The 21,165-nt window shown below is 60.0% G+C and carries 20 protein-coding genes and 1 pseudogene; 6 read left to right on the plus strand and 15 right to left on the minus strand.

Features of this window, described 5'->3' with window-relative positions; translation table 11 throughout:
• Positions 1–10: 10 nt before the first annotated feature.
• Complete coding sequence (ligD, locus tag ACVVH8_RS11250) at positions 11–2,611, plus strand: DNA ligase D (protein ID WP_475230121.1); 2,601 nt, start codon at positions 11–13, stop codon at positions 2,609–2,611.
• Here ligD and ACVVH8_RS11255 read toward each other — a convergent pair whose 3' ends face one another.
• The 3 genes from ACVVH8_RS11255 to sodC all read right to left on the minus strand — a co-directional run bounded on the left by ACVVH8_RS11255 (position 2,612) and on the right by sodC (position 4,070).
• Entirely contained in the window at positions 2,612–3,013 is a 402-nt protein-coding gene (locus ACVVH8_RS11255) for a hypothetical protein (protein ID WP_315448186.1), read from the minus strand.
• Positions 3,014–3,093: 80 nt separating this feature from the next.
• Complete coding sequence (locus ACVVH8_RS11260) at positions 3,094–3,408, minus strand: DUF2388 domain-containing protein (RefSeq protein ID WP_103303299.1); 315 nt, start codon at positions 3,406–3,408, stop codon at positions 3,094–3,096.
• Positions 3,409–3,548: 140 nt separating this feature from the next.
• Entirely contained in the window at positions 3,549–4,070 is a 522-nt protein-coding gene (gene sodC / locus ACVVH8_RS11265; protein WP_213028265.1) for a superoxide dismutase family protein, read from the minus strand.
• A 246-nt stretch (positions 4,071–4,316) separates the two neighbouring features.
• On the opposite strand from sodC, the pseudogene ACVVH8_RS11270 reads away from it, so the two are divergent.
• From ACVVH8_RS11270 to mqo, 3 genes and pseudogenes are all read left to right on the plus strand, one after another.
• Positions 4,317–5,072: pseudogene (locus tag ACVVH8_RS11270) on the plus strand (MCP four helix bundle domain-containing protein); the annotation flags it as partial.
• A 132-nt stretch (positions 5,073–5,204) separates the two neighbouring features.
• Complete coding sequence (locus ACVVH8_RS11275; protein ID WP_475231156.1) at positions 5,205–5,930, plus strand: methyl-accepting chemotaxis protein; 726 nt, start codon at positions 5,205–5,207, stop codon at positions 5,928–5,930.
• Between the two features lie 586 nt (positions 5,931–6,516).
• Entirely contained in the window at positions 6,517–8,163 is a 1,647-nt protein-coding gene (gene mqo, locus ACVVH8_RS11280) for a malate dehydrogenase (quinone) (protein WP_103303302.1), read from the plus strand.
• 81 nt (positions 8,164–8,244) lie between these two features.
• Here mqo and ACVVH8_RS11285 read toward each other — a convergent pair whose 3' ends face one another.
• Positions 8,245–8,673, minus strand: coding sequence for a nuclear transport factor 2 family protein (locus ACVVH8_RS11285; RefSeq protein ID WP_213028266.1), 429 nt, complete (start codon positions 8,671–8,673; stop codon positions 8,245–8,247).
• A gap of 159 nt (positions 8,674–8,832) precedes the next feature.
• On the opposite strand from ACVVH8_RS11285, the gene ACVVH8_RS11290 reads away from it, so the two are divergent.
• Together ACVVH8_RS11290 and ACVVH8_RS11295 are read left to right on the plus strand one after the other, a co-directional pair.
• A complete protein-coding gene (locus ACVVH8_RS11290) occupies positions 8,833–9,000 on the plus strand; it encodes a hypothetical protein (RefSeq protein WP_177431377.1) in 168 nt (55 codons plus the stop codon).
• 86 nt (positions 9,001–9,086) lie between these two features.
• Complete coding sequence (locus ACVVH8_RS11295) at positions 9,087–9,533, plus strand: NUDIX hydrolase (protein ID WP_475230123.1); 447 nt, start codon at positions 9,087–9,089, stop codon at positions 9,531–9,533.
• Positions 9,534–9,572: 39 nt separating this feature from the next.
• Here ACVVH8_RS11295 and ACVVH8_RS11300 read toward each other — a convergent pair whose 3' ends face one another.
• The 11 genes from ACVVH8_RS11300 to ACVVH8_RS11350 form a co-directional block, all read right to left on the minus strand.
• Positions 9,573–10,334, minus strand: a complete 762-nt coding sequence (locus ACVVH8_RS11300; protein WP_475230126.1) for a PoNe immunity protein domain-containing protein — start codon at positions 10,332–10,334, stop codon at positions 9,573–9,575.
• A complete protein-coding gene (locus tag ACVVH8_RS11305; protein WP_475230129.1) occupies positions 10,334–11,110 on the minus strand; it encodes a PoNe immunity protein domain-containing protein in 777 nt (258 codons plus the stop codon). The genes ACVVH8_RS11300 and ACVVH8_RS11305 overlap by 1 nt, the downstream gene beginning before the upstream one ends.
• Before the next feature lie 93 nt (positions 11,111–11,203).
• On the minus strand, positions 11,204–11,404 hold the full coding sequence (locus ACVVH8_RS11310) for a hypothetical protein (RefSeq protein ID WP_103303307.1): 201 nt from the start codon (positions 11,402–11,404) through the stop codon (positions 11,204–11,206).
• 152 nt (positions 11,405–11,556) lie between these two features.
• Positions 11,557–12,945 carry an amidohydrolase family protein gene (locus ACVVH8_RS11315; RefSeq protein ID WP_475230132.1) on the minus strand — a complete coding sequence of 463 codons (1,389 nt, stop codon included), beginning with the start codon at positions 12,943–12,945 and terminating at the stop codon, positions 11,557–11,559.
• A gap of 13 nt (positions 12,946–12,958) precedes the next feature.
• Complete coding sequence (locus ACVVH8_RS11320) at positions 12,959–14,314, minus strand: nucleobase:cation symporter-2 family protein (protein WP_103303309.1); 1,356 nt, start codon at positions 14,312–14,314, stop codon at positions 12,959–12,961.
• Positions 14,315–14,560: 246 nt separating this feature from the next.
• A complete protein-coding gene (locus ACVVH8_RS11325) occupies positions 14,561–15,622 on the minus strand; it encodes a CobW family GTP-binding protein (RefSeq protein ID WP_401299875.1) in 1,062 nt (353 codons plus the stop codon).
• Between the two features lie 87 nt (positions 15,623–15,709).
• Entirely contained in the window at positions 15,710–16,324 is a 615-nt protein-coding gene (locus ACVVH8_RS11330) for a UbiX family flavin prenyltransferase (RefSeq protein WP_475231158.1), read from the minus strand.
• Between the two features lie 11 nt (positions 16,325–16,335).
• On the minus strand, positions 16,336–17,721 hold the full coding sequence (locus ACVVH8_RS11335; RefSeq protein ID WP_475230135.1) for a UbiD family decarboxylase: 1,386 nt from the start codon (positions 17,719–17,721) through the stop codon (positions 16,336–16,338).
• 323 nt (positions 17,722–18,044) lie between these two features.
• A complete protein-coding gene (locus ACVVH8_RS11340; protein ID WP_103303313.1) occupies positions 18,045–18,950 on the minus strand; it encodes an amidohydrolase family protein in 906 nt (301 codons plus the stop codon).
• Positions 18,951–18,954: 4 nt separating this feature from the next.
• The gene (locus ACVVH8_RS11345; RefSeq protein WP_103303314.1) at positions 18,955–19,884 is read right to left on the minus strand and encodes an amidohydrolase family protein; all 930 of its coding nucleotides are present in this window, start codon (positions 19,882–19,884) and stop codon (positions 18,955–18,957) included.
• A 330-nt stretch (positions 19,885–20,214) separates the two neighbouring features.
• The gene (locus ACVVH8_RS11350; RefSeq protein ID WP_103303315.1) at positions 20,215–21,105 is read right to left on the minus strand and encodes a LysR substrate-binding domain-containing protein; all 891 of its coding nucleotides are present in this window, start codon (positions 21,103–21,105) and stop codon (positions 20,215–20,217) included.
• Positions 21,106–21,165: the final 60 nt, after the last annotated feature.

Consider the following 21,165-nt stretch of genomic DNA (forward strand, 5'->3'; position numbering starts at 1 on the left):
CAGGTGCGCCATGAGCAGAAACCTTGACGACTACAACCGCATGCGCGATTTCTCAGCGACGTCGGAGCCAGCCGCAGTCAAGCGTTCGAGCAAGAAGACCGCAGCGGATCACGCCCTGCAGTTCTGCATCCAGAAGCACGACGCCTCGCACCTGCATTACGACTTTCGCTTGGAGCTCGATGGCGCGCTGAAGAGCTGGGCGGTGCCGAAAGGGCCATCGCTCGACCCCAAGGTCAAGCGCCTGGCAGTGCATGTCGAAGACCACCCGCTGGATTATGCGACGTTCGAAGGCAGTATTCCCGAAGGGCATTACGGCGCCGGGGATGTGATCGTCTGGGATCGCGGGGTATGGATCCCACTGGAAGACCCGCAAAAGGCCTACGTCAAAGGCAAGCTCAAGTTCGAGTTACAGGGCGAGAAACTCGCCGGGATCTGGAATCTGGTGCGCACCCACATGCCGGGCAAGAAGGAGAACTGGTTTCTGATCAAGCATCAGGACAGCGCCGCCCGCCCGCAGGATGATTACGACGTGCTGGTGGCCGAGCCGGATAGTGTTTTAAGTGAGCGCACTCTGGTCGATAAACCCAAGCTTGCAGCCAGGCAGGTCAAACCCATCGAGAAGCCTGCCGCGAAACCGCGCAAAAAGGCTTCGGGCACGCTGACCGGCGCGCACAAGGCGAAAATTCCCGCGCAACTGAAACCGCAATTGGCGACTTTGGTCGACAGCGCACCGGAAGGTGACTGGAGCTACGAGATCAAGTTTGACGGTTACCGGATCATGGCGCGGATCGAGGGTGAACAGGTTCAGCTCTTCACCCGTAACGGTCACGACTGGACGCACAAGTTGCCGAAACAGGCAGAAGCGCTGGCTGCACTGAAACTGGAGTCAGCGTGGCTCGATGGTGAAATGGTGGTCGCCGACGAACACGGCGTGCCGGATTTTCAGGCGCTGCAAAACGCCTTCGACTCCGGCAGCAGTGCCAACATCCTCTATTACCTGTTCGACATGCCGTATCTCAACGGCGTCGACCTGCGCGAAGTCGCTGTCGAGGAACGCCGTGCGGCACTTTCAACGGTGCTCGGTGCTCATGAGCAACCGCTGTTGCGCTTTTCCCAAGCCTTCGACGAAACCCCTGATGCGCTGCTTAACAGCGCCTGTCAGATGCAGATGGAAGGTCTGATCGGCAAACGCCTCGGCTCGCCGTACGTTTCACGGCGCAGCAGCGACTGGATCAAACTCAAATGCAAACATCGCCAGGAATTCGTGATCGTTGGCTACACCGATCCGAAAGGCTCGCGCAGTGCCTTCGGCGCGTTGCTGCTGGGCCTGCATGATCGTGATAGCGGCGAGCTGCGCTACGCCGGCAAGGTCGGCACCGGTTTTAATGAAACCACCCTGAAAAGCATCCTCGCGCAACTCAAACCCTTGCAGGTGAAAAAAGCTGCCGTGGTCAATCCACCGGAAGGATTCGAAGCCAAAGGCGTGCACTGGCTCAAACCGAAACTGCTGGCGGAAGTCGCGTTCGCCGAAATGACCAAGGACGGCTCGGTGCGTCATGCCGTGTTCCATGGTTTGCGCGAGGACAAACCGGCCAAGGACATCACTGAGGAGCGAGCGAAACCCGTGAAGACTTCAGAGAGTAAAACCGCCGCGAAGAAAGCCCCGAAAAAAATCGCTGCGAGCAAATCCGAACCGGCGGAGACTGCGCCATCGCAGCTCGGCCTGGCCAGCGGCAAAGTGCGCATTACCCACCCGGATCGGGTCATCGACGCCGTCAGCGGCACTACCAAAATGCAACTGGCCGAATACTACGCCAGCGTCGCCGAATGGATCCTTCCTCAACTCAAGGACCGCCCGGTTGCGCTGGTGCGGGCGCCGTACGGCATCGCCGGCGAACTGTTCTTCCAGAAGAACGCCGAACGTCTGGCGATCCCCGGCATCACCACGCTGGACAAGGATGTCACCGGGCAACCGGTGATGCTGATCAACAACGCCGAAGCGCTGATCGGCGCGGTGCAGATGAGCACCGTCGAACTGCACACCTGGAACGCCACCACGGTTGACCTCGACAAGCCTGATCGCTTCGTCCTCGACCTCGACCCGGATCCGGCGCTGCCCTGGAAAAGCATGGTCGAAGCCACCGCGCTGACCCTCACGGTGCTGGATGAACTGGGGCTCAAGGCGTTTCTCAAAACCAGCGGCGGCAAGGGCATTCATCTGGTGGTGCCCTTGACCCGCAAGCTCGGCTGGGATGAGGTCAAGGATTTCAGCCATGCGATCGTCAGTCATATGGCCAAGCTGTTGCCGGATCGATTTTCGGCGGTGTCCGGGCCGAAAAATCGCGTCGGGCGAATCTTCATCGACTATCTGCGCAATGGTCTCGGCGCAACGACCATTTGTACTTATGCCGCGCGCACCCGTGAGGGTTTGCCGGTGTCGGTGCCGTTGTTCCGGGAAGAAGTGGCCGAGATCAAGGGCGGCAATCAGTGGAATATCCACAACGTCCATGAACGCCTGGCAGAAGTCGGCGACGAGCCCTGGGCGGACATGAAGAAAACCCGACAGAGCATCACCGCAGAAATGCGCAAACGGGTCGGGATGAAGAAGTGATCAGGTGTCGCGCAACAAGTCGTGGGCGTTGAGCAGTTCGAAGGCAATTTCCGGATGGTTTTCCAGGCCCCGGCGAATTGCGGCCGGAATTGCCTGACGGGTCTTGCGACACAGCCCCGGCAGCTCTTCGATCTGAATGGCAATACCACGCATCGTGCGCACTTCGTTGAAACCGGGGGCGACTTCGACGCGGATACCCAGTTGTTCAAACATCCGTTGTTGCAGATGCCTGAGGTCGGTTAGATCCTTGAGCATCTCCAGACGCGCGAGCAGACGTTTTTCTTCCTCGCGCGTCAGGCGCAGGATGCGCAGATCCGCGCCGGGTTTCTCCAGCAGCGGGTCTCGCCCGCAATTGCAGGCGCCGGGCGGGCAGGGTGAGCGCAACGGCACAGAAGTCGTCATGGCCTCCATCATAGAGGCCGTCGGACATTTTTGCCTATGCGCCGTCAGCAGCCGTCCATCGGCCGCTTCGCTTCTGACAGCTACTGATTCAGACCTTCGTAATGCACCAGAATCGCATTGGCGAGGTCTTCATCGCTGGCGTTGATGCCAGGGTTTTCCTGGCGAACCTGTTGCAGCACCGACTCAAGATAAACCCCACGAATGGCCCCGCCACTGGCGACGAATGCAGACAAGTCGTCACGGGCCGGAATCACCATTTTGTGATCCTTGAAGGTCGAGTACAGCGACGCGGAGACACCTGCCGAAGTGGCGACATCGCCCGCATCGACGCGGGCCAGTGCCGAACCGACGGGCAGGCATAAGAGTAAAGAAGAAACGAGCACTAACTTGCGCATGACGGTATTCCTCCACAAGCGCGAAGCAAAAGGGAAGTACTACATAATGTGAGAGGTGCGCGGAGGGCGGGAGTTCCGTGGGAGATTCATATGGAGTGCGGGCAGCGCCGTTGCGGGCTGCCCGTTCCTATATGCAGTGGTCAGATCACGCCACAGGCCATGCGGTCGCCGCCACCGCCAAGGGGCTTGGGCATGTCGGCATGGTTATCGCCGCCGGCATGGATCATCAGTGCATGCCCCTTGATCTCACTGATTTTCTTCAGCCGCGGCGCCAGCACCGGATAGTTGGCGATGCCGTCGGCTGTCACGTAAACCGCCGGTAAATCGCCCAGATGGCCGTCAGCGTACGGGCCGAGATGCTTGCCGGTTTTCTGCGGATCGAAATGGCCACCGGCCGCGAGTGCCGCGCCTTTGACGCCGTCCTTCATGCCGGGCTCGCAACTGCCGTTTTCATGGACATGAAAACCATGCACGCCGGCCGGCAGGGATTTCAGATCGGGAGTGAACAGCAAGCCATACGGCGTTTCACTGATGGTGACGGCGCCAATCGCCTGCGGTGCACCATCGGCGCTGACCAGATTGATGGCGACTTTCTCGCTCGCCGCCTGAGCGGTGCCAATAGCGAGGGTGCCGAGTAGTCCCAACCAGAGTGCGCGTTTCATAAGCGTTTCCTTGTGCTGCACGAGTTTTCAGAAGGACCGACTCAATAGCCTTTGCCCATTAACAGGCGATGAAGGCGCGATCCCGCGGCGTTCAAAGTGAGACTCTTCGCACAATCCGAAAGTTTTGCCGGTGCTGCCGTTCTGCGTTGACATTCGCTGACACGCTCTGGCGCGGCAGATTGGCGCAAATAGGCTTAACTCAAGGTCTGACAGGGCTTTCCAGCGTGCCCGGGGAGGATTTGCAAGGTGTCGATCAAACTGCGTTTAGTGTTGCTGATTGTTACCAGTCTGCTGACAGCCTTGATCATGGGGGTGGTCAGTTACTTCGGTAATGTGCACATGGCTTCAGCGGTCAATGACAACGCCGTCAGCATGAGCGCGCTGCGCAACCACATGGAGGCCGACATGATGCACGACGCCCTGCGCGCCGACGTCTATTCGGCGATGCTGGTGGGGTTAGGCAAAAGTACCGGGACAGCCGCCGAAGTGCGCGACTCGATCAATGAACACACCGGGCATTTCCGCGAGGTCCTCGACGACAACCTCAAGTTGCCAATCAACCCGACCCTGCGCACGGCGCTGGAGCAGATCAAGCCGAGTCTCGACACATACATCAACGCCGGTGAGCGGATTGTCGGGCTGGCACTGGACAACCCGGATGCGGCGCAGCAGGAACTCGCTACGTTCAATACCGCGTTCAGTCAGCTCGAAACGCAAATGGCGGCGCTGAGTGAATTGATCGAAACCAACACCCGACAGACCAGCGAAGGCACCGAAGCGGCTATCCGCAATGCCAATCTCGCTCTTGGCCTAGTGCTGATTGCCAGTCTGTTGTTGCTGCTGGCGCAGGGGCGCTGGGTGATGTCGAGCATCCTCGGGCCACTGAAAACGGCCAGCCGGATCGCCGAAAGCATCGCTCACGGCAATCTCAGCGAGTCCATCGCCGAGCCGTCCGGCAAGGACGAGGCCAGCGTCTTGATTCGGACCCTGGCGACCATGCAGCGGGACTTGCGCAACATGATCGACGTGGTGCGCCGAAATGCCCATGGTGTCAGTGGCATGAGCGAGCAGTTGAGCCATGGCTGCCATCAGGTCGCCGACAGCAGCCAGCAACAAAGCGTCGCCGCCGGGACCATGGCTGCCGCCGCCAGCCAGATGACCGCGAGCATCGAGGAAATCACCCGACACGCCGAGCGCGCGCTGGGCATGGCCAACCAGGCCGAGTCATTGGCGAAGAATGGCGGGCAGGTGATCCATCAAGTGGTCAGCGACATGGATGATATTGCGCGCTCGGCGCAACAGTCGGCGCAGGTGATCCGCACGCTGGATCAGGAGTCCGAAGCGATCTTCAACATCATTCAGGTGATCAAAAGTATTGCCGACCAGACCAACCTGCTGGCGCTGAACGCCGCCATCGAGGCCGCGCGAGCAGGTGAGCAGGGCAGGGGCTTTGCGGTGGTGGCGGACGAAGTGCGCAGCCTGGCGGCGCGAACCAGCGCGTCCACTCAGGAAATCGCCGCGATGGTCGCACGCATTCAGCACAGTACTCGCGAGGCCGTCAGCAGCATGGAGGCGGGCGTGGCGCAGGTCGACAAGGGCATGGCGGTGACGGCTGACGTCGAGCGGGCGATTCGGGAAATTCTTCAGGCGACGTTGAGCACTACACAACTGGTCAATGACATCACCCGCACCATCGGCGAGCAGAGCCAGGCCAGCAACGAGATTGCCCATCAGGTAGAGATGATTGCCGGGATGTCCGAGGGCAATAGCCGGGTAATCGGCCAGACGGCGAACACCACAGATGAGTTGTCGAGTCTGGCGGGGCAGTTGGCGCAGTCGGTGGATCGGTTTCGGTTGTGAGTGCTGCAGCAGGTGTGCAGTAACCCTGCGAACACCACAACCCAATGTGGGAGCTGGCTTGCCAGCGATAAGGCCGGCACATTCAATATTGATGTTAACTGACACACCGCTATCGCTGGCAAGCCAGCTCCCACATTGGACTTTGGTGTAAACACAAGTGTATTCACAACATCAAAACGATGACTTTAAGCGAGAGGATTCAGCCAAGGGCCGCGCTGGGGTCATGTTCGGCACTTGCCAGCCGATAAGCCCCTGAGCGGAAAAAGACTCTCAAGTCGGGAACAGACGCGCGGGTTTGTCCTGACGTGATATTCTTCGCGCCAACTTGGTTTGACCTTATTCAGTTTGCTTGCCTTTTGGGCGGGCCGACGGAATCCCTGTCGCTCAAGTAGCTGAAGCCAATAATGATAAGAAGTCAGTTCAGAAGGGACATTAACTGAGGTCGATGCGGTACATCGGCCTTGTGTGCCCACCCGTCAAAATTGAAGTGTGCCGGAACCCGCGACGCTAGCCTGAGCGTTGCAGAAGAGGGGCCTCACACGCACAACAGCGGCGGGCGGAAGGCGTTTTATCATAGGTGCAACAGATGTTTAAAAAAGTGAACACAGCCCTGCTGGGTCTGGCTTTGGCGATGGGGATGACATCCGCCAATGCTGACGAAGCAAAGAAAGTCGACGTCCTGCTGATCGGCGGCGGCATCATGAGCACCACCCTCGGTGTGTGGATCAATGAGCTGGAGCCAAGCTGGTCGATGGAAATGGTCGAGCGCCTCGACGGCGTCGCCCTGGAAAGCTCCAACGGCTGGAACAACGCCGGTACCGGTCACTCGGCTCTCGCTGAGCTGAACTACACCCCGGAAGACGACAAAGGCAACGTGACGATCCCGAAAGCGGTCGAGATCAACGAAGCGTTCCAGGTCTCCCGTCAATTCTGGGCCTGGCAGGTTCAGCAAGGTGTTCTGAAGAACCCTCGCTCGTTCATCAACACCACTCCGCACATGAGCTTCGTGTGGGGCGATGACAACATCAAGTTCCTGAAAAAGCGCTACGAAGCCCTGCAAGCGAGCCCGCTGTTCGCTGGCATGCAGTACTCCGAAGACCCGGCTGTGATCAAGAAGTGGGTCCCGCTGATGATGGAAGGGCGTGACCCAAACCAGAAAATCGCGGCCACCTGGAGCCCGTTGGGTACCGACATGAACTTCGGCGAAATCACCCGCCAGTTCGCCGGTTACCTGCAGACCAAGCCTAACTTCAACTTGAAACTGTCCAGCGAAGTGCAGGACATCACCAAGAACGAAGACGGCACCTGGCGCGTCAGCTACAAAAACCTGAAAGACGGCACCAAGACCGAAACCGACGCCAAGTTCGTGTTCATCGGCGCGGGCGGCGGTGCACTGCACCTGCTGCAAAAGTCGGGCATTCCCGAAGCCAAGGAATACGCTGGCTTCCCGGTAGGCGGCTCGTTCCTGGTGACCGATAACCCGGCCATCGCCGAGCAGCACCTGGCCAAGGCCTACGGTAAAGCCTCGGTTGGCGCACCTCCGATGTCGGTTCCGCACCTGGACACCCGTGTTCTGGACGGCAAGCGCGTTATCCTGTTTGGCCCATTCGCGACCTTCAGCACCAAGTTCCTCAAAGAAGGCTCGTACCTGGACCTGCTGACCAGCACCACCACCCACAACATCTGGCCTATGACCAAGGTCGGCATCAAGGAATACCCGCTAGTCGAGTACCTGGCTGGCCAACTGATGCTGTCGGATGAAGACCGTTTGAACGCGCTGAAGGAATACTTCCCGAACGCCAAAGCCGAAGACTGGCGCCTGTGGCAAGCCGGCCAACGCGTGCAAATCATCAAGCGTGATGAAGCCGCCGGCGGCGTGCTGAAACTGGGTACCGAAATCGTTGCTGCTCAAGACGGCTCCATCGCCGGCCTGCTGGGCGCATCGCCAGGCGCGTCGACCGCTGCTCCGATCATGCTGAGCGTGCTGCAGAAAGTCTTCAAAGACAAAGTCGCGACCCCAGAATGGCAAGCCAAGCTGCACCAGATCGTTCCAAGCTACGGCACCCAGCTGAACAGCGATCCAGCCAAAGTGGCTGCAGAGTGGGCTTACACCGCCAAGATCCTCGAACTGCCGACACCTCCAGTGATCGGTCAGGCTGCTGCTCCGGCTGCACCTGCGGCTGAGAAAGCTGAAGCTCCGAAGGAAAACGCTGCACGTGACATGGCTCTGTAACCAGACGCCTGACACACAAAGCCCACTGAACCGGCGACGGTCAGTGGGCTTTTTTGTGGCGAAAATCCTGTAGGTGCGGAGTCAGGATCTGGTTTTTGCCAGGTAGGCACCGAGGCGCTGGCCCATTTGTTCACCCAAGGCTTGCAGGCCGCTGAGGGGACGCACCATCACCTCGAATTCGACGATCTTGCCGCTCTCATCGAAACGAATCATGTCGATGCCTTTGAGCTCCTTCGAACCTATCTTGGCACTGAACTCCAGAATCACATTCAGCCCATCAGCGGTCGAAAGCTCACGGTGATATCTGAAATCCTCAAACACTTCGAACACCGTGTTGAGAATCATCGAAACCACCGGGGCGCCCGGATAAGGCGTGTGTGCCATGGGCGAGCGGAACACGGCGTTGGCATCAAGCAGCGCGGGCAGGGCGCTCAAGTCGCCGGTACGGATCATTTCGTGCCAGCGGTTCAGGGATTCGGCGACATTGGGCCGCAGGTTCAGGTCAGTCATTTGCACCTCTGGATTTTTGTTGTTCTTCGACTCTAGATCAAAGCGCTGTCAGGGCAAACTTAATGTCGCTACTGAATATCACCCTACAGATCAGATTTCATCTGATACGCTTTTTTCGTTTCAATCTGCCTCTGTCATCGGTTCAGATGCAGGATCAAAATGCCCCGGCAGTTCGGTCACTCACGACAAACCTTCATTCCGAAGTGTCCAGTGCACCGCAAGCTCAGCATTGAGGAGAGCAACATGAACAAAATGGCGATTTTCCTGGGTGGCTTCCTGACACTGACCATTCTGATTGGCCTGCTCGCGACGATTTCTCCGGTCTGAGATACGGCCACAAGATGATGTCCGGGGTGTGCCGCGCGAATCGTGTTTAAATGCCGCGCCTTCACACCTCGAAATGGACGTCACCCATGGCCGAACAACGGATCCGCGCCGTCGCACTTTGCGTTTTTCATCACAATGGAAAAATTCTGGTCAACGAGTTTCGTGACCCGGTCAGCCAGCAGACCTGCTTTCGTCCCATCGGCGGCGGTATCGAATTCGGCGAAACCAGCGCCGAAACCATCGTGCGCGAAGTGCAAGAGGAGTTGGGTCTGTCCATGACGGACGTGCGCCTGCTCGGCACACTCGAAAGCCTGTTCATCTACAACGGCAAACCCGGACACGAGATTGTGCAGGTCTACGACGCCAGGTTTGCCGACTCCGGCGTGTACGCGCAGGCACAGATCATTGGCCATGAAAGCGACGGCGCACCCTTTACCGCGCGCTGGCATGACCGCTCAAGCTTCAGCGAGCAGGCGCCTCTGGTGCCGAAGGGTCTGGGTGATTTGCTCAAGCGCGCCGGATTGCTCGATTGACGTAGCAGCGACCTCCTTTAAGAACAACGACGCATGGTCTCAACGATGTCGTGCGTACTCGACAAGATCCCTGGGATAAACCATGTGATCGATCCTGCTGTCATCAATGCCGTACAAAAACGCGATGGCAGCGGCTTCAAACGCCCAGTAACCGGCATAACTTCCTTCGTCGCCGTCCAGGTGAGAGTCGTACCAGGGCGCGTGGGTGAAGGCGCCATACCATTGCTCGCAATAGGTCGCCAACAAGTCGGCAGCCTCTTGCCTGTCATCCGCGTGAATCGCCTGTATCAACGGGGTGTAGACGTCGTGAAACCACTCATCGATGTCTTCTCTGTCCTCGACTACCTTGCACAGCAGATCTTCGTAAAGCGCGTCTTCGCCCTTGTAGCCGGCATTGTCGATAAGACGGATAAAGCGCTTTAAGAGGTCGGTTCGATGCAGTAGTACGCACAGGCTGACTACCTGAATGCACTCCTCATATTGATCAAGCCAGGTATCGATGGCCAGAGGCGAGATATCGACTATCTGTTCACTGATTGCCAGTTTTTGCTGGCGCACTTCGTATAGCGAGATCAACTCTTCGAGAAGGGGTTGCAGCGCAACGAATTCGACACCCGCGGTGTAGGAGATCAACAGCTTTTTAAAGGCCACGCTTCTGAAATGGCTCGCTCGCAGAGAGGCTTCCTGTTCGGCAGAGTCTGAATCAAAGGTGTGGTGCTCCCAGAACTCTCTGGTCTCTACGCTGTAGGCCAGAAAGTCCTTGTATCGGAAGTCGCTGAGAAACTGTTTGTTCTTGTTCATCAGTGTTCACATGTTGCTGAGCGCCGCGCGTATTGGACCAGATCCCTGGGATAAACCATGTGATCGATCCTGCTGTCATCAATGCCGTACAAAAACGCGATGGCAGCGGCTTCAAACGCCCAATAACCGACATAACAGCCTTCTTCACCCTGCAAGTGCGTGTCGTGCCACGGGGCGTGTTCAAAGGCGCCGTACCATCCTTCGCAGTACTGTTGCAGCCGGGACGACGCCTCTTCGGGCGTATCGACGTAAACCGCTTGAATAAGGGGCGTATAGACGTCGTGGTACCACTCATCAATATCGTGACGGTCAGGCAGCACCTTCTTCAGCAGATCTTCATAGAGCGTGTCGTCACCGGCGTAACCCGCCTGGTCGATCAGTTTGACGAAACGCGCGAGCAAATCATGGCGGTGCAGGAGAACGCACAGTCCCATCACTTGAACCGCTTCTTCGTATTGATCGGGCCAGTCATCGATGGCCAGCGGAGAGATCGTTGGTGATTGCTCGTAGTCAGCGAGCGTTTGCTGGCGCACTTCGTACTTGTCGAGCAGGTCTTCAAGCAGGGGAATCAAAGACTCGACGGGCGCACCAGCGGTGTAGGTTACGATCAACCTGTCGAGTGCGAGGGTCTGGAAGTAGCTGGCACGCAGCGACGCTTCCTCAGCATCTGAGTCGGATTTGAATCGATGGATCTTGAAGAACTCGATGACTTCATCATGTTCTTTGAGGAAGTGTTCGTACTGGCTTTCACCGAGGAATTCCTGGCGTCGTTTCATTGATGTCGCGTCCCTTGCGTCCCGTGGAAAAGCTGCGGGATGGTGCAGCAATCCAGACGCTGGATCAAGGATTCAAACGCGGGATCAGTGCCCCTAGTCGTTTTGCGTGGCCGGGCCTTTGCGGCGCTCAGCACCGTCCGGATTGCCAACGTCCAGCAACCTTCTTTCCACCAATACGTTTTCCAGCGCCTGACGCTCGACCGGCGCCATTTGGTGCTCGCGTTTTTTCAGCTCCAGCAGGATAGGGCTGGACCAGGTGCGATAGGTCTGTTCGATGTTGCGGCGGGACGTCATCAGTCTCTCCTTGATGAAGAGCCCGGTGTTGCGGGCAGGGGCTCAATCCGATGAGGTATTAACCTTAGTCGACAAACCGGGAAGCCGCTAATGCCCAGGACTTTGTGGGAACTGGCTTGCCAGCTCCCACAGGGTTACTCATCGAATGGGGATCAGTCGTCGACCTTCATCATTTCCTGCACGCCTTCCCACGCTTCGCCACGCATGCGCTCGATGTCCAGGCCGGGTATCACGCCGTTATCCACGACGACCCGGCCGCCGACCAGACTGTATTTCACCGTGATCGGTTCGCCTGCCACTACCGGCGCGACGGCGCTGTCGTGGAAGCCGTAGAACCGTGGATGGTCGAGGCTGTAGATCACCAGATCGGCCGCCTGGCCGACTTCCAGCGTGCCGACGGCACCGAGTCCCAATACCTGCGCGCCGCCCGCTGTGCCCCAATGGATCACATCTTCCGCGGTAGTCGCCGAGGCGCCTTGTTCGGCGCGGTGGATCAGCCACGCGGTGTTGGCTTCGCCGACCATGCTCCCGGATTCGTTGGAGGCCACGCCGTCGACGCCGAGGGAAATCGGCACGCCGGCCTCGTACATTTGCGGCACAGGCGCGACACCGCTGCCCAAGCGTGCATTGCTCACCGGGCAGTGGGCGATGCCGGTGCCGGTCTGGGCGAGCATGCGGATTTCACTCGGTTGCAAATGCACGGCGTGGGCGAACCAGACGTCAGGGCCGAGCCATTCGTGTTCGGCGACGAACTCCACCGGCAGGCAGTTGTACTTTTCCCGGCAGAAATTCACGTAGTTTTGCGTTTCGGACAAGTGTGTGTGCAGGCGCAAGCCGAGGCCGCGCGCGGTATGAGCGAGTTCGCGCAGTAGGGTCGGCGGCAGCGAGAAAGTTGGCGTGGTCGGCGCGACCACGACGCGGCGCAGCGCATCCGGGGTGTCCTGGTGATACCGCGATTTCAGCCGCTCGATATCGCCGACCATCTGTTCGAGGCTTTCCGGTTGCAGTGCGGTTTTCGAGAAGCCCGGATGCGCGCTCGCTGATTCCAGCGCACCCCCCCGGCAGAGTACGAAGCGCAGGCCGAATTCATCGGCCAGATCGAACAGCAAATCACCGGTATCGGTGCTGCCGTGGGCGTGGTAGAGGTAGTGGTGATCGGCGCAAGTCGTCACGCCGGACAGCAACAACTCGACCATGCCCAGCCGTGCGGCGATCCGCGCCAGTTGTGGCGTGAAGCGATTAAGACGTGGGTAAGGCACGCTCGCCAGCCAGCCTTGCAGGTCCTGATTCAGACCTTCGGGCACGGCTTTGAGCAGGTTCTGGAACAGGTGATGGTGGGTGTTGATCCAGCCCGGGTAGACCACGCTGTTGCGCGCATCGAGCACCCGCTCACCGGGTTGCGGTTCCAGGTGGGCGGCCATTTCGGCGATGCGCCCGTTGACCACGCGGATGTCTACGGCACCCGCTCGGGCACGTGGGCCGCGCACGCCGGTCATCACCGCGACCGGGTTTTTGATCAGGATGTTTTGCAGTTGCGTCATGGCAGGCTCCAGTTCAGAGAATGTGCGAGGCGGATTTGCTGGCGGTGGTTTCCGGCACGCTGACGCCATTCAGCGCGGCGTTGAGCAGCACCGACACCAGGCAGGCGATGACCACGCTGCTGTGCAGAAACGGCTGCGACCACTCGGGTAATTGTTTGAACAGGGTCGGCGCGAGCACCGGCACCAGTGCGGCGGCGATGGTGAAACCGACGATCAGCACGTTGTAGCGATTGCGCTCGTAATCGACCTTGGCGAGGGTCTGAATTCCCGCCGCCGCGACCACGCCGAACATGGCGATCCCGGCGCCGCCCAGTGCGGCAGTCGGCATCGAGGCGATGATCGCCCCGGCCTTCGGCACCAGCGCAATCGAGCACATCAGCAAGCCGCTGACCGCGACCACCCAGCGGCTGCGCACGCCGGTGAGGATCACCAGGCCGACGTTTTCCATGAAGGCAATGAACGGGAACGCTGCGAACATTCCGGCGATAGTGCTGGCCAGACCATTGGCGCGCAGGCCGTTGATCACCTGTTTGTCTTCCACCGGTTTTTCGACGATGTCGCCGATGGCCACGAACAAGCCCATTGATTCGACCATCTGCACGATCATCACCACCACCATGGTTGCGATGGGGATCAGGCTGAAGGTCGGCAATCCGAAATAGAACGGGTAGGGCACTGTCAGCCACGGCGCTTCTTCGACGCTGTGAAAACTGCCCATACCCAAGCCATACGCCAGACCGGCGCCGATCAGCATGCCGATCAACACCGCCATATTGCGCAACAAAGGACTGCCATAACGGTTGACCAGCAGAATGGTCAGCAACACCACCACCGCCACGCCGAGAAACGCCGGCGCGCCGAAGTTGCTGGCGTTGCGACCGCCACCGACCCATTCGTAGGCTATCGGGAACAGTTGCAAGCCGATCACAGTGACGATGCAACCGGTGACCACGGGCGGGAAGAATCGCCGCAATCGGCCCACGAACGGCGCCATCAGCATGGTGAAAATCCCGGCACCGATCACCGCCCCGCAGACCCCGGCAAATCCCACCTCCGGGTTGCTGCCGATGGCGATCACAGGTCCCACGCTGCTGAAGGCCACGCCTTGCAGAATCGGCAGGCGTACGCCGAATTTCCAGAAGCCGACGGTTTGCAGGATGGTGGCAATGCCGGAACAGAACAGCGTTGTGCTGATCAGCACCACGGTGTCGGCGTGGGACATTTTCAAGGCACTGGCGACAATCAACGGCACGGCGATGGCGCCGATGTATGAGACGGCCATGTGTTGCAGGCCGAGGGTGAGCATTTGTCGCACCGGCAAAATCCGGTCGACGGGGTGCACGGCGGAGGAGGGAGTGGCTGACGACATGGGGAAACACCTCTGGCTGTTTTTATGCGGTTGAGAGGGGTATTCGTCTGATGCCTCTGACTTGGGAACACCGAAGATCCCTGTGGGAGCTGGCTTGCCAGCGATGGCGGTAGATCAGTCACCAATTCATCAACTGACAGTCCGCAATCGCTGGCAAGCCAGCTCCCACAGGTCTGGTGTTGTTCATCCGACCTGGCATCAGTCATTCGTGCCCGGAACCGCCATCCACCGGCTCCGATGCCTTGTTCAGCCTGCCAGGCAGGCGGCAAAGCCCTGGTTCAGGGCCGCGCGATCCAGGTCGCGGCCGATGAATACGATCTTGCTTGAGCGCGGCTCACTGCCCCACGCGGTCGAGGCGCGGAACTCAACCAGGCTGTGCACGCCTTGCAGCACGTAGCGCTGGTCTTCGTTGGCCACCGCCAACACGCCTTTCATGCGGTACAGGTTGTCGGCCTGGGATGAACGCAGTTCGCTGATCCAGCGATGGAACGCCATCAGGTTGACCGCGCCGTCCACGGCGATGCCCACCGATGACACGCTTGGGTCGTGTTGGTGATCCTGCTCTTCAATAGAGTGCTCTGCGTGATGGTCATGGCCATGCTGATCGTGATCGTGCTGGTCCGCGCCGATTTCCATCAGTTTTTGCGTGCACTCGAAGGCGCCGATTCCGAGGATCTTGCTCAGATCGATTTGCGCATGGGTCGAGGTCACCAGATCCGCTGTGGCGTTCAAGCCCCGGATCTTGCCGCGCAGGGCTTCCACCTCGTCGCTGCTGACCAGATCGACCTTGTTGATGACGATGCGGTCGGCGCAAACAATCTGATCCACCGCCTGATTGTCGACGCCGTCCAGTTGCAGGTCCTCCAGATGCTGGGCGATATGTTTGGCGTCGACCATGGTCACGATGGCGTCGAGTTCGACTTCCTCGGCAATCGGGTCGTTGATGAAAAAGCTTTGCGCCACCGGGTACGGGTCTGCCAGGCCGCTGGTTTCGATGAGGATGTGATCAAGGCGCACCGGGCGCGCCACCAGTTCGCGGACGATGCGCACCAGGTCCTCGCGAACCTCGGCGGTGCAGCACACGCAGCCATTGACCATCTCGTAGATTTCTTCGGTTTCGGAGCTGAGCACCAGATCACCGTCGATGCCGACCTCGCCGAATTCATTTTCGATCACGGCGATCTTGCGCCCGTGGTTTTCCTTGAGGATGTAATTAAGCAGGGTGGTTTTACCGGCACCGAGGAAGCCGGTGAGGATGGTCACGGGGATTTTGGTGTTCGGGGTGGGGGCGTTGAAGGGAGTATTCATTTGAGGCTCCTTGATGATTTACCGGTGCACGATGAAATGAGTGATGACGCTTTCTGTGGGAGCTGGCTTGCCAGCGATGGCGGTGTGTCATTCACCAGTGATGCCGACTGACCTATTGCTATCGCTGGCAAGCCAGCTCCCACAGGGGCCGGGGTTTTCTCTCCAGCGTGTGGCGGTGCCCGCATCGAGGCCAAACAGGTCGAGCACGCGGCCGAGGCTGTGGTCGACCATCTGCGCAAGGCTTTCCGGGTGGGCGTAAAACGCCGGCACCGGCGGGGCGATGATTCCGCCCATTTCGGTGACGGCGGTCATGTTGCGCAGGTGGGCGAGGGTCAACGGGGTTTCGCGGGCCATCAACACCAGCGTGCGGCGCTCCTTGAGGGTGACGTCGGCGGCGCGGCCGATCAGTCCCGATGAGGTGCCGGTGGCAATCTCCGCCAGCGTCCGCATCGAGCACGGCGCCACGACCATGCCCAGACAGCGGAACGAACCGCTGGCGATCCCGGCGGCGACGTCGTCGGCGCGGTGGTAGTGGCTGGCCAGCGCGGTAACGTCGGCGAGTTTGTAGTCGGTTTCGTGAGCCATGGTCAGCAGCGCGGCGCGGCTGATGATCAGGTGGCTTTCGATGTTCAGCTCATTGAGCAATTGCAGCAGGCGCACGCCGTAGATGAAGCCGGACGCGCCGCTGATGCCGACCACCATCCGTTGGCGGTTCACGACTCAAGACCTCTGAGCAACACCCGGGCGCGTTCGAGGACATCCTGATCGAGCTGCGCCTTGATCCCGTCAAAAGCCGAACCGCGTGTGGCGTCCAGGCCCATGCGTGAGGTGGTGCCGTTGACCGAGGACGACGGATCCAGCGGGCTGCCGGGCAAACCGTCGATGGTGAAAATATCCAGGTGCGGCTGGAAGTGCGTGGCCAGTGCCCACAACACCTGGCTGTCATCGCTGATGTCGATATCGCTGTCCACCGCGATCACGGTTTTCAGGTACGGGTCCCAGCCGAGCAGCGCCAGCATGATCTGCCTCGCCTCGCCGTCGCGGCTCTGATCCAGCGCGACGTAGCAATGAAAATGCGTGCCGGAGTTCGGATAATGCACGGCGGTGACGGCGGGGAAGCGCGCCTTGAGCTTCTCGCTCATTTCCGCTTCACGGGGCAGACGGGCGAGAGTCAGGTGTTCGGCGTAACGGCCACCCATCACGTCCACCAACCACGCATCTTTGCGCCGCAGCAGAGTGTCGACACGCAGCACGTTGTTGGTCGAGCGGTCCGAGGAGTAACCGCTGAACTCACCGAACGGACCTTCCTCGGCATACGCCGCCGGGTCGATGGCGCCCTCCAGCACAAACTCGGCGTAAGCCGGGACACCGATGCCGTAGCGTGGAGTTTTCACCAGCTCCAGCGGCGCGCCGAACAGTCCGCCCGCCACCGCCCGTTCATCACTGCCGTAGGGCAAACGCGCTGCAGCGGCAAGCATGAACAGTGGGTGCGCACCCACCACCATCGCCACGTGTAATTCTTCGCCGCGTTCGCGGGCGGTCTGCAGCATCCGCCACAGGTGGCCGCGCGAGTGCAGGCTGGTGGCGAGGGCCTGACGGGCATGGCGCATCGAGCGGTGGTAGCTCATGTTGGCGATGCCGGTGAGCGGGTCTTCGGCAATGATGATCGCGTTGGTGATGTAAGGCCCCCGGTCACTGTCGAAATGCTTGAGCATCGGCAGCAGCGCCAGGTCCAGCGCCTCGCCCTCGAAGACTTCATCGAGGATCGGGCCGGTGTCCACATAACGTGGCGGGATCGGTTGATTGGCGCGGCTCTGGAAGGTTTCGTGCAGTTGCGTCGGGGTGACGCCGAACAGTCGGGCGATACGAGTGCGGGAGGCGAACAGGTTGGTCGCCACCGGCACTTTCAGGTCGCCGACGTTTTCGCAGATCAGCAGCGGATCGCGGCCCTGAGCAGCAAGGGCATCGACCAGGGCGGTGACGTCCTGATCGGCGGAAATCGGTTGGGTGATGGTCAGCACATCGTCCGGAAACTCACGGCGATAGGCGTCGATGAAAGCGTGAAAGTCTTGGGAATCGCCGAGCGTCGAACGGGTCATGGTTTCACCTCGTAAAAAGCAGGCACGCAGGGGTGAGAGGGCGTTCGATCGAGCAGCCGTTGGCCTGCCGGTCGAACGAACGCCGGGTCATCTTCGTGCCTGTAAAGTCGCTGTGTTGCCCACATGAAACACTGGAGATCCCCTGTGGCGAGGGCCTTTGTGGCGAGGGGATTTATCCCCGATGGGCTGCGAAGCAGTCCTAAAACCCTTACACGTGGTCTGTCTGATACAACGCGGTTGCAGGTTTTGGGGCCGCTGCGCAGCCCATCGGGGATGAATCCCCTCACCACAGGGTTACCTCGTGTCCTAGGGATCTGCGTTAACTAGAGGTACGTAGTGGTCAGGCGAATATCCGCCTCGACCAGATCCTTCGGCGGCGGCGTCGGTTCGATCCCGCACAACCGGGCGATGTTGTTGCCCAGGTAGTCCTCGAGATGATCCTCATCAATCCCCAACCCCTGCGGTGCCGGCGAGCACAACACCTCAAGTTCGCGCAGCCACATCCCCGGTTCGTTCGGTGGTGAGTCGGTGCCGAACACGATCTTGTTGCGCGGCAGTTCCTTGGCAAACTCGACGATCCGCGACTGGAAGCACCAGCCCGATTCGCAGTACACGTTGGGCGTGTCCATGGCCATCCAGAACGCTTCGAACGAGTAGTTGCCGCCGGTCTGGATACCGAAGTGGCCGATGATGAAATTGACCATCGGGAACTCACGGATGATCGGGTAGAACATCGTCGGAATCGTGTACGGGCCGTCGCCGGTGTGGATCAGCACGACGATGTTGTACTTGGCGCAGACTTTCATCGCCGGACGCAGCCAATCGAGTGCGCGATCCGGCCGGTAGCCGTGCATGTTGGCGTGCAGCTTGAGCATCTTGAAGCCGTATTCCTTGATGTGGAATTCCAGCTCCGCCGCACCGTTTTCCGGTCCCCAGCGCGGGTTGAAGTTGAAGTTGCCGATGAAGCGGTCCGGGTATTTCACGCAGAGTTCGGCGATGTACGACATGTAGTCGCGTACGCCCTCGCGGCCGCGGCGGTTGCCGTCGCGATAACCGGTGTTGCCCGGCGGTGGCTGGATGAAGCCCATGTCGATGCGGCGCGGTTTGCCGTTGATCATGTACGGGCCGTCCATCAGCTTGAGCATGCGCTCGCCGGTGAACGGTTCGCCGGTGTGGCGCCAGGCCTCGTCGACCAGGTTGGTGGGGTGCAGATGGGTGTCGATGATCATCGGTTCAGCTCCTGGCCAGTTGGGTGGTGACGGGGCGCTTGAGTTGCGCCTCTGCTTCGGAAACGGAACGCGGCGGCGGGGTCGGTTCGAGGCCGATCATCCGCGCGGTGTTGTTGCCCAGATAGTCTTCAAGGGTGTCCTCGTCGAGGTTCAGGCCTTGTGGCGGCTCATGGCAGAGCACTTCGAGCAGGCGCAGCCACATGCCTGGCTCGTTCGGCGGGGTGTCGGTGCCAAAGAGGATCTTGTGCGTCGGCAGCACCTTGGCGAACTCGACGATCCGCGATTGCAGGCACCAGCCGGATTCGCAATAGACGTTGGGCAACTCCATCGCCCATTGCATCGGTTCGAACACGTAGACACCGCCGGTCTGCACGCCGAAATGGGCCATGATGAAGTTGACGTTGGGGAATTCCTTGATCATCGGCACCCATTCCGACGGGATGCTGTACGGCCCGTCGCCGGTGTGCAGCTTGACCGGGATGCCCAGTTCGGCGCATTTCTCGAAGCATGGGCGCACCCAGTCCAGCGCACGATCAGGCCGGTAGGCGTGCATGTTGGCCTGCATCTGGACCATACCGAAGCCGTGCTCCTTGACGTAGCGCTCGATCGCCTCGACGCCGTTCTGCACACCGCAACGCGGGTTGTAGACGAAGCAGCCGATGAAACGGTCCGGGTAGGTCTGGACCATTTTCAGGGTGTACGCCATGTAGGCGTCGATGGATTCGCGGCCCGAGAGTTCGCCGTCGGTCCAGGTGTAAATCGTGTTGCCTTGCGGCGGCTGGATGAAGGCTTTGTCGATGCGGCGAGGCTTGCCGTTGACCATGTACGGGCCATCCATCATCTCCAGCAGACGCTCGCCGGTGAACGGGTCACCGTCATGCCTCCAGGCGAGGTCCACCAGATCGGTGGGATAGCAGCTGATATCGATGATCATTGAAGTCGATCTCCTGATAGCGGGGAAGGGAGCCTTGCGGCTCTCGGCATCCACGTCCCGGGCAATCGGCCATTTCTATGCGCTGGACACGCGCATTCCCTCGCCTGTTTGCATCCGGCCCGGGTGGGTGGCTGCTGGGGGCGAGTATTGGAAAGGGGGGAGCGGTTCGTACAATATTAATTGGGCGTGGTGGTGATATGCGTTCGATATGGTTTTGCGGTGATGGGGCTGACCTCATCGCTGGCAAGCCAGCTCCCACAATGATCGAGGTGTTAATCCGATCTGCGGCGCAACACAGCAACTGTGGGAGCTGGCTTGCCAGCGATGGCGTCAGGATTGTGTACGCTGGGCCAATTGTTTGATCACTTCAACCACCGGCGCCACCCGCTCAGCCTGCCCATGCGGCCACACCGCATACAGGTTGTAATGCGCCGCAATCTGCGCCTCGTTCAACGCTACCAGCCGCCCATTGCGCAACGCATCGGCGGCCAGTAATCCCCGCACCAGTCCAGCGCCGACACCCGCCTCGGCAGCCGCAATCAAATTCGCCGCATTATCAAAAACCACCCGCGCCGGCGGCTCCACGGGCGGCATGCCCGCCGCATCCAGCCACGGAATCCACGACCGCCGCGTATACCCCAATAACGGCAATTGGAGGATCTGCGCCGGGCTCAACGGCACCTGCAACCCATGCCGTTCCAGCAAAGCAGGCGAAGCCACTGCCAACACCCGATCCCCGCAGATCTGCGTCATCTCGCAGTCGTCCCAATCGCCATAGCCATAACGCAACGCCAGATCGACCCGCTCGAATGTGCTGCGATCACTGCGCGGCATCGACAGCAGCGTCACCTCGTAATCCGGCAACCCATCGAGCAACTGCGGCAGGCGTGGGTTGAGCCAGCTCTGCGCCAGTTCGCTGTCCACGTCCAGCGTCAGGCGTTGCGCCACGCTGCGGTTTTTCACCGAGGACAAGGCCCGATCAATCTGCGCCAGGCCATCCGACAACACGCTGGCAAACAGCTGCCCGGCGTCAGTCAGATTGCTGCCGCCACCTTCACGCACGAACAGCGGCTGGCCAATGAAGTCTTCCAGTGCGCGGATCTGCTGGCTGATCGCGCTGTGGGTCAGATCGAGCTTGCGGGCGGCACTGGAAAAACTGCCGCTGCGCGCCGCGTGGATAAACGCACTCATGGACTGCACCGACGGGTATCGCTTGTACATGTTGTTAGTCCTGCTTACACCGGTTGGCAGAAATCGTCGCTGGCCGCGTGTTGCCAAGGC

This window comes from Pseudomonas trutticola BRTCR10, from assembly GCF_056155105.1.